The 18,409-nt window shown below is 35.7% G+C and carries 13 protein-coding genes and 4 pseudogenes; 12 read left to right on the top strand and 5 right to left on the bottom strand.

The annotated features are described in order from the left end of the window. Window positions 1-71: 71 nt before the first annotated feature. Together JFU18_RS11570 and JFU18_RS11565 are read left to right on the top strand one after the other, a co-directional pair. Window positions 72-551 (top strand): DsrE/DsrF/DrsH-like family protein, encoded by a 480-nt coding sequence (locus tag JFU18_RS11570; RefSeq protein WP_016093281.1) that lies wholly within the window; start codon window positions 72-74, stop codon window positions 549-551. A gap of 33 nt (window positions 552-584) precedes the next feature. Next, a complete protein-coding gene (locus JFU18_RS11565) occupies window positions 585-1,358 on the top strand; it encodes a sulfite exporter TauE/SafE family protein (protein ID WP_002029911.1) in 774 nt (257 codons plus the stop codon). 33 nt (window positions 1,359-1,391) lie between these two features. Here JFU18_RS11565 and JFU18_RS11560 read toward each other — a convergent pair whose 3' ends face one another. Together JFU18_RS11560 and JFU18_RS11555 are read right to left on the bottom strand one after the other, a co-directional pair. Continuing rightward, a complete protein-coding gene (locus tag JFU18_RS11560) occupies window positions 1,392-1,832 on the bottom strand; it encodes a hypothetical protein (RefSeq protein WP_002029912.1) in 441 nt (146 codons plus the stop codon). Window positions 1,833-1,980: 148 nt separating this feature from the next. Continuing rightward, window positions 1,981-3,182, bottom strand: a pseudogene (locus JFU18_RS11555) (LCP family protein). Between the two features lie 314 nt (window positions 3,183-3,496). Here JFU18_RS11555 and JFU18_RS11550 point away from each other — a divergent pair. From JFU18_RS11550 to JFU18_RS11540, 3 pseudogenes are all read left to right on the top strand, one after another. After that, window positions 3,497-4,297 (top strand): annotated as a pseudogene (locus tag JFU18_RS11550) (YhdH/YhfP family quinone oxidoreductase); the annotation flags it as partial. Between the two features lie 660 nt (window positions 4,298-4,957). Continuing rightward, window positions 4,958-6,089: pseudogene (locus JFU18_RS11545) on the top strand (RNA-guided endonuclease InsQ/TnpB family protein). Between the two features lie 143 nt (window positions 6,090-6,232). Continuing rightward, window positions 6,233-6,430: pseudogene (locus JFU18_RS11540) on the top strand (oxidoreductase); the annotation flags it as partial. A 34-nt stretch (window positions 6,431-6,464) separates the two neighbouring features. Here the strand turns inward: JFU18_RS11540 and JFU18_RS11535 are convergent. Together JFU18_RS11535 and JFU18_RS11530 are read right to left on the bottom strand one after the other, a co-directional pair. After that, window positions 6,465-8,120, bottom strand: a complete 1,656-nt coding sequence (locus JFU18_RS11535) for a Na/Pi cotransporter family protein (protein ID WP_085309332.1) — start codon at window positions 8,118-8,120, stop codon at window positions 6,465-6,467. A 458-nt stretch (window positions 8,121-8,578) separates the two neighbouring features. Then, the gene (locus JFU18_RS11530; RefSeq protein WP_002029919.1) at window positions 8,579-9,781 is read right to left on the bottom strand and encodes an MFS transporter; all 1,203 of its coding nucleotides are present in this window, start codon (window positions 9,779-9,781) and stop codon (window positions 8,579-8,581) included. Window positions 9,782-10,101: 320 nt separating this feature from the next. Between JFU18_RS11530 and JFU18_RS11525 the strand changes: the two genes are divergently transcribed. The 7 genes from JFU18_RS11525 to JFU18_RS11495 all read left to right on the top strand — a co-directional run bounded on the left by JFU18_RS11525 (window position 10,102) and on the right by JFU18_RS11495 (window position 16,732). After that, a complete protein-coding gene (locus JFU18_RS11525; RefSeq protein WP_085309334.1) occupies window positions 10,102-11,190 on the top strand; it encodes a DUF871 domain-containing protein in 1,089 nt (362 codons plus the stop codon). 147 nt (window positions 11,191-11,337) lie between these two features. Then, entirely contained in the window at window positions 11,338-13,278 is a 1,941-nt protein-coding gene (locus JFU18_RS11520) for a BglG family transcription antiterminator (RefSeq protein ID WP_201034735.1), read from the top strand. A 110-nt stretch (window positions 13,279-13,388) separates the two neighbouring features. Next, the gene (locus JFU18_RS11515) at window positions 13,389-13,709 is read left to right on the top strand and encodes a PTS lactose/cellobiose transporter subunit IIA (RefSeq protein ID WP_000131328.1); all 321 of its coding nucleotides are present in this window, start codon (window positions 13,389-13,391) and stop codon (window positions 13,707-13,709) included. A 1-nt stretch (window position 13,710) separates the two neighbouring features. Further along, window positions 13,711-14,016, top strand: coding sequence for a PTS sugar transporter subunit IIB (locus tag JFU18_RS11510; protein WP_002134545.1), 306 nt, complete (start codon window positions 13,711-13,713; stop codon window positions 14,014-14,016). A 76-nt stretch (window positions 14,017-14,092) separates the two neighbouring features. Continuing rightward, complete coding sequence (locus JFU18_RS11505; protein ID WP_001013048.1) at window positions 14,093-15,403, top strand: PTS sugar transporter subunit IIC; 1,311 nt, start codon at window positions 14,093-14,095, stop codon at window positions 15,401-15,403. After that, a complete protein-coding gene (locus tag JFU18_RS11500; RefSeq protein WP_002087437.1) occupies window positions 15,379-15,657 on the top strand; it encodes a hypothetical protein in 279 nt (92 codons plus the stop codon). The genes JFU18_RS11505 and JFU18_RS11500 overlap by 25 nt, the downstream gene beginning before the upstream one ends. Continuing rightward, window positions 15,647-16,732 carry a DUF871 domain-containing protein gene (locus JFU18_RS11495; protein WP_201034736.1) on the top strand — a complete coding sequence of 362 codons (1,086 nt, stop codon included), beginning with the start codon at window positions 15,647-15,649 and terminating at the stop codon, window positions 16,730-16,732. Before JFU18_RS11500 ends, JFU18_RS11495 begins: the two co-directional genes overlap by 11 nt. 175 nt (window positions 16,733-16,907) lie before the next feature. Here JFU18_RS11495 and entC read toward each other — a convergent pair whose 3' ends face one another. Further along, on the bottom strand, window positions 16,908-18,350 hold the full coding sequence (gene entC / locus JFU18_RS11490; RefSeq protein WP_201034737.1) for a cell wall-binding protein EntC: 1,443 nt from the start codon (window positions 18,348-18,350) through the stop codon (window positions 16,908-16,910). Window positions 18,351-18,409 lie beyond the last annotated feature (59 nt).

Below are 18,409 nucleotides of genomic sequence, written 5' to 3'. Positions count from 1 at the left end.
GTGTAGCTAGATAATTTGAGCCTTTTTACAATTTTTAAAATACCCCTACAGGTAATTAGGAGGAGAACAACATGGAACAACAGAAGAAAACAACAATCGTTTTATTTAGCGGAGATTATGATAAAGCGATGGCTGCTTATATTATTGCGAATGGTGCAGCAGCGTATGATCATGAGGTGACTATTTTTCATACTTTCTGGGGTTTAAATGCCCTTAGGAAAGATGAGCATGTGAAAGTAAAGAAAACGTTTATAGAGAAAGTGTTTGGAAAAATGATGCCGCGCGGCGCTGATAAGATGGGATTATCAAAAATGAATTTTGCTGGTATGGGGCCAAAGATGATTAAAGGCATTATGAAGAAGCATAATGCGATGCCTTTGCCAGATTTAATTGATATGGCGAAAGAACAGGGAGTTAAACTTGTAGCTTGTCAAATGACAGTAGATTTATTAGGGTTAAAAGAGGAAGAGATTATGGAAGGGGTAGAGTTTGCAGGAGTAGGTGCATATTTAGCAGATGCTTCGGATGGGAATGTGAATTTATTTATTTAAATCACCTTCTTTTTAGAAGGCAGGGGATACAATATGAGTTTAACAGTACTACTTTTTATTATTGGTTTTATAGGATCATTTATTTCAGGAATGGTTGGTATTGGCGGTGCAATTATTAATTATCCGATGATCTTATACATTCCAGTATTGCTAGGATTTGCTGGATATACATCACATGAAGTAAGTGGTATTACAGCGATTCAAGTATTCTTTGCAACTTTTGCAGGCGCGTGGGCGTATAGGAAAAGTAACGATATGGATAAAACTTTAGTTGTGTATATGGGAGCTAGTATATTAATAGGAAGCTTTGTAGGTAGCTTTAGTGCGAATCTATTAAATGAGCATGCTGTAAACGTTGTTTACACATTACTAGCTACTATTGCGGCTATTATGATGTTTATACCGAAGCGAAGCAATCGTAAGGGGACAGAAGGAATTACGTACAATAAGTGGCTCGCTAGTTTGCTAGCGTTTATTGTAGGAAGTGTTTCCGGCATTATTGGGGCTGGTGGTGCGTTTCTTTTAGTCCCGATTATGCTAGTTGTTTTAAAACTACCGATACGTACGACAATAGCCACATCTATCGCTATTACTTTTATTTCCTCGATAGGAATTACTACTGGGAAAGTGATTACTGGACAAATAGTTGTTATTCCGGCTCTTATCGTTGCGATAGCAAGTTTATTTGCCGCTCCGCTTGGGGTGAGAGTAGGGAAGAGAGTGAATCAAAAAGTTTTGCAATACGTATTGTCTACTTTAATTGTAGGAACTGCGATAAAGATGTGGGTTGATATGATATCGAAATAAAAAGATGGTGCTTTTGTAGCACCATCTTTTTATTTACGCCCAAATAACTTTCATTAAGTTCTTATATTCATCGTTTGCCAGTTTATATAGCATTCTCGTATGTTCAAAGACAAGTGCGGGATTAAAGTTTGGTTCTGAGAATGCAAGAGATGTTGAAATATCAATTGCATTTTGTTTGTTTAGCGTGAATTTTGCAAATCGATAAGATGTGTTTAATTCATTGATGACATGTAAAATATCATTTGTTGATGTTGAATCAGGTACAAGAGCAACATTGAAGCAGTATATATCCACAGCAGGATGTTCGCTTTGGAAAGCAGCGATAAGCTGAATTTTTGCGCCAGCTTCTGTTTCTAATCCTACTGAAAAATGTACCGAACCATCATTTTCATCTATATTTTCTTCCATGTATATATCGTTTGATTTTAAGTACTCTTTAAAATCTGAAATGTTATGTTTTACTGCAGCTTTCATATGTGTGAGCCCCCTGGTAATTGGAATAGATTACTATTATTTATTATAATTTAAAAATATTAAAAAAGATAGTTGGAAAGTTCTGATTTTTTGTTTTGGAAGCATTAAAAAGAAGCAGTGCTCTACCTCCATAGAGCACTGCTTCACTTTATTCATTGTTATTAGACGATGTTTCTGTATCTTCACTGTTATTCTTATTTTGAGTTTCATCGTTACTCGATTCGCGTTCACTCGTATTTTTAGACGTAGATTCTTTTGTTTTCTCTGAGCTTGTTTTTTTCGAATCAGAATCAGATTTTGTATAGGCAGGTAGTCCAAGGTGACTACGAAGTTCATTTGTAACATTAGCTAATTCTTTTTTATCTGGATTGTAGTAGTAAGTTCGACCACCACCAGCTGACTTACTACATGTATCATCACCTTTTGCCATGTAACAATCTTCACCTTCAATTTGTAATTTCTCAATTGAAGAATCTGCTCCATATTTATAGAATGAAAGCATATCGTCGAATGTTAAGTTTGTAACGAATTGTCCGTTAATATCATCAATGATGTTACCAACTTTTGTTACGGATCCAACGCTTGTTAGTTTCTTTAAAATGGCTTCGATAACGAGTTGCTGACGTTGACCACGCATCGCATCACTATCAACGTGTCGTGTTCTAGCAAGAGCAAGAGCTTCTTCACTATTTAACTTTTGAACACCTTTTTTCAGGTGAATTGCATCGGCGTTATCATTACTATCTTGTTCAGTAAATTCAACTGGTACATCAACTTCAATGCCACCTAAATCATCAACGATTTTCATGAATGATTTAAAGTTAAATTTTACAAAGTAATCGACAGGAACATTCATTAATTTTTCAACTGCATCAATACTTGCTTGTGGTCCACCATCTTTTCCGTTTTTGGTAGCACCGAATGCATGAGCGTGTGTAATTTTATCTTTTTTCTTTTCTACTGGAATATAAGTATACGTGTCTCGTGGAATACTTAATAGTTTTACAGTTTTGCTATCTTTATTAAACGTTGCAAGTAATAGTGCATCCGTTCTTATAGCTTCACCATATTCTTTCCCACGGACATCGCTTTCATCAACACCCATTATTAAGACAGAGACGTTATTTGTAATAGGTTTTACAGCTTTATCACGTAAATCAGATTTATCACCGCGCGCTAAATCGTGAGCGGCATTTCGAACAGCAGAAGATGCTTTATTTACTAAAAACCAAGTATAACCGCCACCTATTATTAAAACTAATAGAATAACGCTTATAATAATTTTTGTTTTTTTCTTACTTTTTTCGGTTTAGTTCGTGTATTTTCTTGCAAAGATGGGTTTTGCTCCATTTCTTGTACTCCTTCATTTGAATTGAAATACGACACTCATATCCACTTATTATAATGAAATTTAGCGAAAAAAAACATTACAAATCATTTACATTTCGTAAAAATTCAATTTATTTATAAAAAGTCAGATTTTCTATATTTTATTTTTAAGATATAGAACAAGTATAATGTGTTTTAGTAGAAATGAAAATATGTATTGTGAGAAAGTGATAGAGAAGTAAGATTTGTTGAAATATAGCCAATAAGATGTGATTAGCTGTATGTGTATTTCTTATATAATAAAGAAAGATTTTACGGATGAAGGAGAGAGCATAATGAATCATACATCATTCCGAGCAATTGTCGTGAACGAAAAAGAAAATAATCAATTTGAAAGAAAGCTTGTTGAGAGAGAAGTCAATAGTTTACCTGAAGGAGACGTATTAATACGTGTTTATTATTCTTCATTAAATTATAAAGATGCCCTTTCAGCTACGGGTAATAAAGGTGTAACGAGAACATATCCTCATACACCAGGTATCGATGCAGCGGGAGAGGTAGTTAGTAGTGAAAATAACGCCTTTCAGGAAGGCGATCAAGTTATTGTAACTGGATATGATTTAGGTATGAATACTTCTGGTGGTTTCGGAGAATATATTCGCGTGCCATCATCTTGGGTTGTTCCTTTACCGAAAGAAATGTCTTTGAAGGAAAGTATGATGTACGGGACAGCCGGTTTTACAGCTGCCTTATCGGTATATAAGCTCATTAGAGCGGGAATTACGCCTAGTATGGGAGATGTTTTAGTAACGGGTGCTACGGGCGGAGTAGGCAGTGTAGCAGTTAGCATTTTAGCGAAGCTAGGATATGACGTAGTAGGATCAACTGGGAAAATGGAAGAGGAACAGATGCTGCTACGTTTAGGTGCAAAAAAGATGATTCATCGCGCGGAGTTGAGTGATGAATCAGGAAGACCGATGCTTAAAGGAATATACGCTGGGGTTGTCGATACCGTAGGCGGAAGCATGTTAGAAAGTTCTTTAAAGGTAGTTAAGTATGGAGGCTGTGTAACAACGTGTGGTAACGTAGCAGGGCATGAATTAAATACAACTGTATACCCATTCATATTACGAGGGTAACTAACTGTTACGATTTATTTAACCAATTATAACTAAAGTTAATTAAATATATCAGTAAGCCCTGCTAGTCAAGTGATTGGCTAGTAGTGAGGGGTAACTGCGGGCAATCCCTAAAGCTGATTGAACTACAGCGTGGCTAGAAATAGCGAGCGCGAATGTCGCGAAAGCAGAAAAAATCAATCAGATCGTGCAAGGTTAAATCCTAAACACTAGAACAATGGGTCTTCCGCCTCGAATCATCTAAGTCAAAATGGATAAGATGAACGTTCAACGACTATCTCGTATAACTGACGAGAGTACATCACAAGCCTATGGTGGTGGAAAAATCCTCTATCTCTAAGTAGATAAACATATAGTCTGCGCTCATGTGAAAACATGAGAAGTTCATAAGAGAACTGGCTAAGGAATTGCGCCCTTAGTTGAACAAGATAAATTTTATTGAATCTATCAAACTTCATTGAAAATATAGAACTTCATTGAAAATATAGAACGTATGTGCTATGTTTGGTTCAATGAGGTGAGAATCATAATGAAATTTTCACGAGTTAGTCAAGTATCAGAATTAACAGGATTGCATCCGAGTAGTCTAAGGAGAATGCTGGTGGAACACGCTACTATTCAGAAGAACAAATCTTTCATTAAAGAAGTTAAATTCTGATGATATTAGCGAAGAAAGTCAGACTGATTCCAACGCCTGAACAAGAAAAAGTGCTTAGAAACCATGCTGGAGCTGCAAGATTTGCTTATAACTATTGTAAAAGAATGAGTGATAGATACTATAAGCTATTTGGAAAATCTGTTTCACAGTTAGCTTTACAGAAACGATTTACAAAGATCAAGAAGCGAAAGCAATATGAGTGGTTAAAAAATATCAACGCACAAGTTCCCAAACAGGCTTCAAAAGATTTTGACAAGGCGCGAAAAAATTCGTTCGAAAAGTACCAAAATGGTTATCACACTTCTTATAAATCCAAAAAAGATTTAATCCAAGGATTTTATGCCAATTATGAAAGACTGATTATAGGAAAGAAAGTAGTTCATATTCAGTCTATTGGAGAAGTGAAAACAAGCCAACAACTACCAAGAAACAAAAAGCCATCCAATCCAAGAGTTACATTTGATGGTCGTCACTGGTGGATTAGTGTAGGGTTCCAAGAAGACTTTGAATTACAAGAGCTAACCAAATGAGTCGATTGGTGTGGATGTTGGTTTAAAAGAGCTGTTTGTGGCTTCTAATGGTATGAAAGAACGAAATATAAATAAAGATGCTAAGGTTAAAAAACTTTTGAAAAGGAAAAAGTCAGCGCAAAGAGATATGTCTAGGAGATTTAAAAAAGGTGTAAAAATTCAATCTGCCGAATATGAAAAAGCTAAAGCGGAGCACCTGCGGTTATCTAGGAAAATTACGAATATCCGAAATAACCATATCCATCAAGCAACAGCAAAATTGGTGAAAACCAAACCAATGAAAATTGTTGTGGAAGACTTACCTATCTCAAACCTGTTAAAAAACAAAAAACTATCGAAAGCATTTTCATTTCAAAAATTAAACTTCTTCTTTCAATGTTTGTCATACAAGTGTGAGAAATATGGCATCGAGTATGTAAAAGCTGATAAATGGTTCGCCTCAAGCAAGATTTGCTCATGTTGCGGAGTAAAATACGACCATTCAGTTCAACCAGAAGGACAGTGGAGTTTAAAAATACGTGAGTGGTGTTGTGTTGGGTGCAATAGCCATCACGATAGGGATGTAAATGCTTCGATAAATTTATCAAGATGGGTAAAATAAATGCTTGATAATAGGAGGTAACGATACTGCCTCGTGTGGAGTGTTATACCCCTCGTCCCTTCGGGGTTGCGAGAACACGATGAAGCACTAACTTGTGTAAATTTGATTGAATTGTATAGATTTAGTTAAGTTTATCGTATCGGATTAGCCTTTTAGGAATAGATTCAGTTCAATGTCCAGTAGATGTGAGAAGAGAAGTGTGGGCATTGCTAGCAGGTGAGTGGAAAAATTCAGAGCTATTATCTTATACAGAAGAATGTACATTAAAAGAATTAGATGAGAAGTTTGTACTTATACTGCAAGGAAAGTTAAAAGGAAGAACGGTTGTAAAGATGAAATGAAAAAAGAGACGCTTAAATTAGCGTCTCTTTCCTATTATAATGATTGTTTTATATTTACTTTTCCTTGTTCACCTAAAACACCATCAGCGATATTTACAGCGTGATCACCGATACGCTCTAAGTTACTTACCATATCAACGTAGATGATGCTTGCATCACCTGAACAGCTACGTTCGTTCAGACGTAACACATGGCGTTTACGTAAAACACGTTCCATTTGGTCAATTTTACGTTCTTTTGCAATAACGGTTTGAGCTAGTTCAGTGTCAAAGTTTGTTAAAGCATTGATTGCATCTTGTAATGTTGAAATTGTTAATTCAAGCATTTCATTTAATTCAGCTAGTGCTTCATCTGATAGTGAAACACGGTTTGAAATTTGGAAATCTACAAGTTCTACAAGGTTTTCTACATGATCACCGACACGTTCAATATCTCCAACAACACCTGCTAAAACTGAATGTTTTTCAGAGTCTGTAGGTGAAAGTGGTTTTTCTGATAGTAAAACTAAATACTCGATAATTTTTTTATCTAAATTGTTAATAGCTCCTTCTAATTGAGTAGCCATGTTAGCGTGTTTTTTGTCTTGTGTATTTAAAAATTGATTAGCTTCTTTTAGTCCATCTAATGAAAACTCAGCCATACGAATAATTTCTTTTTGAGCTTCTGTTAAAGCAATCGCTGGAGATTGCTCAATAAAGATTGGATTTAAATGCTGTGGTTTGAAGTTAATAGATGCATCTTCACCACGAATAAGTTTTGTTACAATCCATGCTAATACTGCAATGAATGGGAACTGAATGATTGTATTCGTTACGTTAAACGTCCCGTGTGCGAATGCAATTGTCATTTCTGGATTTAAGTTTAATGACGTTTGGAAATATTGAATTAAACTTGTAAATGGTATTAATATAATCGTAAAGATAATGGTACCGATTATATTAAAGATAACGTGAACTAATGCTGCACGTCTTGCTGCAATTGAAGTACCGATTGCTGCTAATACGGCTGTAATTGTCGTACCGATGTTATCACCGAACAATACAGGAAGAGCAGCTTGTAAATCAATAGCACCCTGGCCGAATAGTTCTTGTAAAATACCGATTGTCGCACTTGAACTTTGTACAATTAAAGTGAAGACTGTACCAACAACAATTCCTAAAATTGGATTATCACTCATGCTAACCATTAATTCTTGGAATGACTCTAAAGAACGAAGAGGCTTCATACCTGCGCTCATTAATTCTAAACCGAAGAATAACATACCAAACCCAAATACGACTTGACCTACAGAATGTACTTTTTTATTTTTAAAGAAGAATAGTAAGATAGCTCCAACTGCCATAACTGGGAGAGCGTATTCTCCGATTTTAATCCCGATAATAAATGCAGTAACTGTCGTTCCGATGTTCGCACCCATAATAACACCGATTGCTTGTCTTAATGTCATAAATCCAGCACTTACAAGTCCGACTGTTAAAGCGGTTGTTCCTGAACTTGATTGAATTAATACTGTAACTAACATACCTGCTAGTACACCCATAAGAGGGTTTGTTGTAAAACGATCTAGAATATCGCGAAGACGATCTCCAGCTGCTTGTTGCAGTCCATCGCCCATGTATTTAATCCCGAATAAGAAAATACCTAATCCACCAATGAACTGGAAGATCATATCTTGAATATTGTATTCCACGCATTCCACTCCTTAAATTTCATGTACGATGTAATTATTAACTAAACCTTGAGACACTGTAAACGGTTTATCAGTAAAATTTACACTAAATTTACAAAGTGATAAAAAGTTTACAAATCTTTAAAGAAACACCTGGATTTAATTGGTTTTTCAGATGATATATCTGATCGGTTTGTAAAGAAGTCACATTTATCACACTATTTTCGGATAGTAAAAATAGGTGAAGGGAAACTACCCAACTGGATATGCGGATTGGAATTTTATTTTGTTATGATGATGGTTCTTTGCATATTTTTTGATTAAAGTTAGAAAAATATGTAGGGAAACGGGGGAGGTTTGAAATGAATGTATTAAGTGAAAATGAAAAAGCAATGTGATTTTTTTAGGAATCCACTGCTTTTACAAATGTGTATACATGATTTTTTGGTCCAAGTACTTCGAAAAAGAACCAATTAGCATTACCCAACGGCTTTTTCTTTTGTTTTATCCCCCTGTTTTTGCTTCCGTAAGCTTGTGATGTAAATGAAAAGAAAAGCGATAAGTAATAGAGAGGAATATCGATATACAGTTGCATAGTTGGTAAAGTGTGCAATGAATCCAAAAATAATCGCTCCAGCACCAATTCCAAGATCAAATGCTGAGAAGAATGTTGCTGTTGCTACTCCTCTCCGGTGCGGTGCTACTCGGTCAATCATCCATGCTTGTAGTGCCGGTTGAATTGCTCCGAAACCACTTCCGTAGCACGCTGCGGCAATAATTAAGCTCGGAATTGTAGTTGTATACGACAGCAAAATAATACCTGTAAACGTAATAATAACTCCTGGAATGATGACGAATGTATGGCCTTTCGTATCATATAATCTTCCAGAAAACGGACGAGTTACAGCGATTGCAAGTGCATTAAATAAAAAGAAGAGGCTAATATCAGCAATCCCGACTTCTGTAGCAAATAATGTAATAAAGCTCCCAATTCCCCCGTACATTAATGTAATACATAATATTAATAGTGAAGGAAGTAAAGCTTTACGCTCAATAAACCCATCGAGAAAGGTACCAGATGTTTGCTGTGGTGGTTGCGGCGATTTTTTGATTTGAAGTAGTTTCGTTAATATTAATGAAACTATTGTGCATGAAAGTGCACATAAAAAAAGAATCGTGAAGTTATATGCTTGCATAAGCCAAAGTCCAATAAGCGGACCGAGCGCCATGGCAATAGTTCCAGAAAGACCGAAGTATCCCATGCCTTCTCCGCGGCGAGCTTGCGGAATTAAATCTGAAACGACAGTTCCGTATGTAGTCGTTGTAATACCAAAACCAGCTCCGTGTAAAATTCGAACGGCAAGCAATAGGAAAACGGTTGAAGCGAAAAGATAACTGCCCATAGCGAGTAAACAAATAGCGGTACCGATCATTAAAATGATTTTTTTGTTGAATTTCTGCAAGGCATTTCCAGTTAGCGGCCTAATAAAAAGTGCTGCAACGGTAAACATGCCGACAACGAATCCGATATTTGAACTTGTGCCCCCAATTTCTTTCACATAAACAGGTAAAGTTGGAATTAACATTTGAAATCCTAAAAACATACATAAGTTTGCTAGAATTAGCGCAATAAACTCTTTTGTCCATAACGGTTCTCGTTTTACGAGTACTGCCTCTCCCATATATTCATCCCCTATATAAAAGTTTTCTCTATTCTTTCGAGTATATGTATTGGTCAACGTAACAGTCAAGGAAGGTGTCTTGAAAACGTATAACAATTTTCGAGGCGAAAAAACTGACAAATTTGTGGAAAGACTACACAACTATGAAAAAAAGATGTAAAGTATAGATGTATAGACTAGTAGTTGTTATGAATGATAGAAATTATTTTTTCTTTAAAGAAAGCGGATTCAAATGGTAGTGAAAGAAAAGGGGATACATACTTTTTCGCTACATATATTTGAAAAGGTTTACAATATGATGAAGAAAGAGGCGTGTACATATGAGACGATTAGGTATTTCTATTTATCCAGAACATTCGACAGTAGAGAAAGATAAAGAGTATGTAACATTAGCGAGTAAATACGGATTTACACGTGTATTCACATGTTTATTATCTGTAGATGGCGAAAAAGAGAAAATTATAGAAGAGTTTAAAGAAACGATCTCTCATGCAAATGCATTAGGGTTCCAAGTATTAGTTGATATTAGTCCGTCTGTCTTTACACAATTAGGTATTTCATATAATGATTTATCGTTCTTCCATGAGTTAGGAGCGTACGGTATCCGTTTAGATGTTGGATTCTCTGGTTTAGAAGAATCGATTATGACTTACAATCCATACGGCTTAAAAATTGAAATTAATATGAGTAACGGTACGAAATATGTAGATAACATTATGAGCCATAGACCAAATCGTGAAAATTTAATTGGTTGCCATAATTTTTATCCGCATCGTTATTCAGGATTATCATACGATCATTTCATTAAATGCTCGAAACAATTTAAAGATTACGGTATGAGAACGGCTGCTTTTATTTCATCATTTGATGCAACATACGGACCTTGGCCAGTAACAGAAGGGTTATGTACGTTAGAGCAGCATCGCGAATTACCGATGACAACACAGGCGAAGCATTTGTTTGCAACAGAATTAATTGATGATGTTATTATTGCGAATGCTTATGCTTCAGAAGAAGAATTACAAGCACTAGGTGCGTTAAATAAAGAGAAACAAACATTTGATATAGAACTATACGATACAACAACAGATTTAGAAAGAATTATCGTATTAGAAGAACCTCATTTTTATCGCGGGGATGTATCTGAATATATGATTCGTTCTACACAAAGTCGTGTGAAATATAAAAAAGAAGAGTTTAAACCGCATAATACGCGTGAAATTAAGCGTGGCGATCTTTTAATTGATAATGAGCAATATGGCCAATATAAAGGTGAATTGCAAATTGCTTTAAAAGATATGGTGAATACAGGAAAAACAAATGTAGTTGGCCGAGTTGTAGAGGAAGAAATCTTCTTATTAGATTATTTACAAGCTTGGGATAAATTTGGATTTACACTAAAAAAATAATGAGAGCGGGATAAAGTGAAGCTTTAATAAGTGGGAATGTAGTTCATCTCCACTTATTATTAGCCTGCATTAATCGGGGATAAAAGGGAAAAAACTACTGATTTCAGTGGCTTTTTCCCTTTTATATAAAGAGCGAGAGGAAGAGCTATGACAAAAGTGCATCAGCGATTAATTTCCATTTTAGAGGAGTTTTTAGAAGAGAAATCGATGTTAAATCGAGCTTTTTTAGCGAGCCGTTTACACGTATCAACGAAGACGATTCAAAAGGATATAAAATTATTAAATGATATATTGGAAGAACACGGAGCGAAAATTGAATCACAAAGAGGGAATGGGTACGAACTAGAAATTATACAAACTAAGAAGTTTGAAGATTTTTGCGTAAATGTATTTCAAAAACAGACAGAAAAGATTCCAACTTCTTATGAAGAAAGAGTAGCTTATATTTTACACCGTATTTTAACGACAGATGGGTATGTGAAGCTTTCACAGCTAGCGGAAGAGATTTATGTGAGTAAATCTACTGTAAACTTAATTATGAAAGATGTTACGGATATTTGTAGTCGCTATGAGTTACAAATTGAAAAAAGACCATATTATGGTATACGTATTGTAGGAGAAGAATTTAATATTCGTTCTTGTTTATCACAATATGGTTTACCGCGGTATGAACATACTCCGTTTCATGAGAACTATGAGCAGACGGACACATATTTATCGTTACCCCATATTTCTCTCATCCGCTCAGTTATACTAAAGTATATCGAGGGAGGAACGATATATTTATCAGATATAGAAATTGATAATTTATCAATTCATATTGCGATTGCTTTAAAGAGATGCAGGGATGATCATTACATTCAAGCACTGCATGTAGAGGAATCTGAACTTATAATAAAGAAAGAATATAAAATTGCGAAACAGATTTTAGGGAATTTAGGGGAAGAGCTAAAACTTCAATTTCCAGAAGAAGAAATTTTATATGTGACGATGCATTTATTAAGTACTGCTGTTACAGCGAGAGATCGCTATGAAAATGTGGAAGAGCTATTAGGGAAAGACGTATATGCATTCATGCAGCATATTCTTTTCAAAGTAGCGGAAGAACGTAATCTTACTTTTTATTATGATGAAGAATTATTATTTGGTTTTGGTGTTCATTTAAAAACGTTATTAAATCGTTTGAAATATAAGCTAAATACGAGAAATCCTCTTTTGGCAGAAGTGAAAAAAAATTATCCATATGCTTTTGAAATTGCAGTTCTCGTTGGAGATATAATTGGTGAATATACGGGTGAATCCATTCCAGAGAGTGAGATTGGTTATATTGCCATTCACTTTGGTGGGGCGATGAGCCGCTTGCAGGAAAATAATCAAAAGAAAAGATGTTTATTAGTTTGTGCAACTGGTCAAGGGAGTGCACAACTACTGAAATATAAAATTCTATCACATTTCCGAGATAAACTAGAGATTGTAGGTATTACAGGGTACTATCAATTGAAAGTGGAAGATCTTTATAAAGATAAAATAGATTGTATTATTAGTACGATTCATATACCGAGTGGTTTGCCTGTTCCGGTTATAAAGGTAAACTCAATATTTGATGATAAAGAGATTAAATCAATTGGTAAGCAGTTATTTACACATGTGAATGATAGTATGCAGCAATATATTAAGGAAGATTTGATCTTCTTAAATCGTAGTGCTTCTACGAAAGAAGAGGTTATTCAGTTTTTATGTGAGAAAGCTGCTGAGAAAAACTATGTACCCGCAAACTTTTATGCTTCTGTTATGGAGAGAGAGAACACATCTCCTACAGCGGTTGGAAACTTAGTGGCAATTCCGCATCCGATGCAATTATTAAGCGATACGACATTTTTGATGTTTTGTACACTCGATAAGGCGATTGACTGGGGAGATAAAAAAGTACAAGTTATTATTATATTTAGTGTGAAGCGCAATAATAATGAAGATTTACAAAAGCTTTATAATTTTTTATTTGATATTATGTCTAGTCAAACTATAATAGAAAAATTGCATCAGGCTCAAGCTGTTGATGATTTTCAAGAAATCTTACTATCATTATGAAAAAGTATATTAAAACTTCCGTTACATAACGGAAGTTTTTTATGTTTAATTGTATGCGTTTTCATAATAAGATGAAAATATAGAAAAAACATAGCTTGGAGGAATTTAAAATGACTGATATGCAAACTCCATTTGCGTTAATTTTACATGGCGGCAACGCGAGAAGCGCGGCACTTGAAGCAATCGCTTTTGCAAGACAAGGAGATTTTGAGAATGCGAGTGAAAAGATGACACTTGCTAGTGAAGAAATTTCAGCAGCTCATCGCATTCAAACAGACTTAATTCAAGAAGAAGCAAGAGGAAATCATGCAGAAATAAGTTTACTGTTAGTGCATGCACAAGATCATTTAATGAATGCCATTACAGTGAAAGAACTTGCTGAAGAATTTATTACTCTTCATAAACGAGTGGAAGAGAAAGTGACAGTGTAATATGTACATTTTATTATGTTGCGCGGCAGGTATGTCAACGAGTATGGTTGTAAGAAAAATGCAAGAAGAGGCAAAGAAACAAGGGAAGGATTATAAAATTAAAGCAGTCGATTCAGAACTTGTGAAACTGGAAATGAAAAATGCTGATGTTGTTTTAATTGGACCACAGGTGAAGTATTTGTTTCCAGCGGTAGAGTTTCTTGCGAAATCATACGATATACCAGTTGCAATTATAGAGCAGCGAGATTATGGTATGTGTGATGGTTTGAAAGTACTTAAGCAAGCTGAACAATTAGTTTTAGCGTAATTATATTTTTTTAAATATAAACATTATAATGTTATAACTTTTGTTTTTGTCAGATAGAACATAGGGAGGGTTATCGATGAATGGTTTTATGAGTTTTATGGAACAGAAGATTATGCCAACAACGCAAAAGATTGCGGGGCAACGACATTTATTAGCAATTCGAAATGGAGTTATTTCTACATTACCGTTAACGATTGTCGGGTCATTTTTCGTTATCTTTTTAAACTTACCAATTGATGCATATATGGAGTGGATTGCACCGTTTCGTCATATTTTAGATATTCCATTCCGATTTACAGTAGGCTTAATGGCTTTATACGCAGCATTTGGGGTAGGGGCCTCACTCGCGAACTTTTATCAGCTCAATCAATTAAGTGCAGGATTATTATCTGTACTCGCCTTTTTACTAGCATCAGTTGAACCAATTCAAATAACAAAAGCTGTACCAGGTGTTATTGATGCAGGAAGATATATTTCAGTAGGGACATTAAGTGCAACTTCTTTATTCGGAGCTATTGTGACAGCATTAATTGCAGTAGAAATTTATCACTTTATGATTAAGCATAATATTTCGATTAAATTACCAGATAGTGTACCACCAGCAGTTGCAAACTCGTTTGCAGCATTAATTCCAACTTTAGTAGTTATTCTTTTATTCTGGGGTATTCGTTACGGTTTAAAATTTGATGTAAACACAACAATCACATATTTAATCGCACCATTAAAATCAGTATTAGTAGGAAATAATTTATTCGGCGGTTTATTAACAGTATTCTTAATCGTGTTCTTCTGGTCGTTCGGTATACATGGCCCAGCGATTTTAGGACCAATCATCCGTCCGATGTGGGATTCAGCAATTCTTGAAAATATGGAAGTATTCACGGCTACAGGAAATGCACATCAGTTACCAAACTTATTTACAGAGCAATTTATTCAGTGGTTCGTATGGATCGGTGGATCAGGCTCAACGTTAGCTTTAGTAATTATGTTTATGTTCTCTAAATCTAAGTTCTTAAAAGAGTTAGGTAGATTATCATTCGTACCAGGTTTATTCAATATTAACGAGCCAATTATTTTCGGGGCACCAATTGTAATGAATCCAATCTTAATTATTCCGTTCGTTATTACACCGTTAGTTACAACGACGGTATCATATTTCGCAGTTGTTTCAGGTATGATTCCGCTCATGATGGCGAAGCTGCCATTTACGATGTTAGCACCAATTGCAGCGATTATTAGTACGGACTGGACAATTATGGCTGGTGTACTTGTACTTGTTAACTTTGTTATCTCATTCGTTATTTACTATCCATTCTTCAAAATGTATGAGAAGCAACAATTAGCAGGAGAGGAGAAAACAGAATGCTCGGAGCAATTATCATCTTAATTACATTCGTGGCGGGGCAGTGTATTGCACATTATTCAAAGTGGGTACAAAGTAAATCGCTATTAGTTTTACTACTTGTGTCGATATTATTTATTGGATGTTCAATGGGAGCTTATGTGGCATTTAGTTTAGAATCACCGTACTTTATCATCGTACCAACGATTTTATGTGCAACATGTTTATCTGCAAAATATAGATTTACGAGCATGGCATTAATACAACGTGTGAAGGAGATGCAAAAGCATGGAGCGTAAATTAGGAATTTCACTTTATCCAGAGCATTCAACGAAAGAACAAGATATGGCATACATTTCGGCAGCGGCACGCCACGGTTTTTCAAGAATATTTACATGTCTATTATCTGTGAATCGTCCGAAAGAAGAAATTGTAGCTGAATTTAAAGAAATTATTAATCATGCAAAAGATAACAATATGGAAGTTATTTTAGATGTAGCTCCAGCTGTATTCGATCAACTTGGTATTAGTTATAGTGATCTAGCATTCTTTGCAGAGTTAGGTGCAGATGGAATTCGTTTAGATGTAGGGTTTGACGGGTTGACAGAAGCGAAAATGACGAATAATCCATATGGCTTAAAAATTGAGCTGAATGTAAGTAATGATATTGCCTATTTAGAAAATATCCTTTCGCATCAAGCGAATAAATCAGCTTTAATTGGTTGCCACAATTTTTATCCGCAAAAATTTACTGGTCTTTCGTATGATTATTTCATGCGCTGTAGTGAACGCTTCAAAAAGCATGGTATTCGCAGTGCAGCCTTTATTACATCGCATGCAGCTGACATCGGTCCATGGGATATTAATGACGGATTATGTACGTTAGAACAACATCGTAACTTACCAATTGAAGTACAAGCGAAACATTTATGGGCAACAGGGCTTATTGATGATGTTATTATCGGAAATGCTTATGCGAGTGAAGAAGAGTTAGAGAAACTAGGAAACTTAAATCGTTACATGTTACAGCTAAAGGTACAATTTGTAGACGAAGCGACTGAAGTAGAGAAGAGAGCGACACTGCAAGAATTACACGTAAGACGCGGTGACATAACAGAGTATATGGTACGTTCTACAGAAGTACGTAAAAAGTACAAAGACTATGACTTCCCAGTGCGCGAAAGTGTACGCCAGGAAAGAGGGCAAGTTGTAATTGGTAATAACCTATTCGGAAAGTATAAAGGTGAACTACAAATCATTCTGAAAGAAATGCCAATAGATGAACGGAAAAATATTGTCGGTACAATTGCAGAAGAAGAGTTATTCTTACTAGATTATGTAGGAGCTTGGACACAGTTTACTTGTGTGGAATAGGGAAGATAGGAGGGGATGCTATGGCATCCTCTTTTTTCTGTTGAAATAGTAATCTATCGTATATAGAATGCAAAGAGATAGATTTAACTTGGACGGGGGAGAAGGAGAAAGAATGTAAGAATCATAAAAAAAGAGTCAGTCTCAACGTTGAGACTGACTCTTTTTTATATAGTAATTAGTTTAAAACTTTCACTGTAACTGTTTTACGTCCCCAGTTACTTGATGTACCTTTATCTGGCATTAAAACGTCAATTTTATTTCCTTTAATAGCTCCACCAGTATCACCAGCGATTGCTACTCCGTAACCTTCAACCCATACTTTTGAACCTAATGGAATGACACTTGGATCAACTGCAATAAGTTTCATGTTTGGATTAGCTGTTAGGTTATGGCCTAAAGCTGATTTTACTTGGTCGCCTGCTTTATAACCATTTTCAAGTGGATCTGCTGTGTAAGCTGTTGCTACAACTTGGAACTCACGAGAAGAAGATTGTGTGTTTTTCTCAGTTTCTTTTGCAACAGGTTGTTGTGTAGCTGGTTTTTGAGCCTTATTAGCCGCTTCACGATCAGCTGCCTCTTGAGCCTTAGCCGCTTTACGAGCTTCAGCTGCTGCCTCTTGAGCCTTAGCTGCTTCACGAGCTTCAGCATCTGCCTGAGCTTTAACTTCTGCTTGAGCCTTAGCTGCTTCACGAGCTTTAGCCGCTGCTTGAGCTTCAGCTGCTTCTTGAGCTTTAGCTGCTTCACGAGCTTTAGCTGCTTCTTGAGCCTTAGCTTCTGCTTGAGCTTCAGCTGCTTCACGAGCTTTAGTTGCTTCTTGAGCTTTAGCTGCTTCACGAGCTTTAGCCGCTTCTTGAGCCTTAGCTTCTGCTTGAGCTTCAGCTTGAGCTTCAGCTGCTTCACGAGCTTTAGTTGCTTCACGAGCTTTAGTTGCTTCTTGAGCCTTAGCTTTTGCTTGAGTTTCAGCTACTTCCCCGGCTTTAACTGCTTCACGAACTTTAGCTGTATCTTGAACGTTAGTTACTTTTTCAGCTTTAACTACTGGCTGAACTTTAACTGGTGCTTTTCCTGTTAAGTAAGGAATGTGTACATAAGCTGTTTGGCCGTTATATTCAAATTGGATCCAATCATTTTGTACTTGGTGTGTTGTTTCGATTACATCATCTTTTTTCAATTTACCAAGAATCGCTGAATCTGTATTTGCTCCAGCACGTACGTTTAATACGCTTGCTGTTACGTAGTAAGTATCTTTTGTGTAGTCAGCGCTTATGAAAGCCTCTTTACCACTATTTAATTTAACTTTTGACCATCCGTTTTCTGTATGTAAAACGTTAACTTTATATCCATCTAATAACTTTCCGACAACTTGTGATTCAGTAGTTGGGTTTTCTCGTACATTTAGTACATCAGTCGTTACGATTGTTTCTGCTTTAGCAGATGTTGTGAAAATCCCAAGACCAAAAACCGCTGCTGTTGCTATACCCATAAATTTTTTCATAATAGCCTCCATTGCATTTGTTTTCGTTGACCTCATTATAGCAACCATTATTTTCTTATTTGCGGAAAACACAAAACTACAAAGCATTCGTAACGAGGCATTAATATTCTGTAATAATTCCATTAATATCCTGATAGCGTTTTCTTTGCGTTTTTTAGGGGATTAGTACATACGATTCATAA

Source organism: Bacillus sp. TH22, from assembly GCF_016651015.1.
Taxonomy (GTDB): domain Bacteria; phylum Bacillota; class Bacilli; order Bacillales; family Bacillaceae_G; genus Bacillus_A; species Bacillus_A mycoides.
The sequence above is the reverse complement of the archived record's forward strand: the minus strand, read 5'-3'. Positions and strand labels throughout refer to the sequence as shown.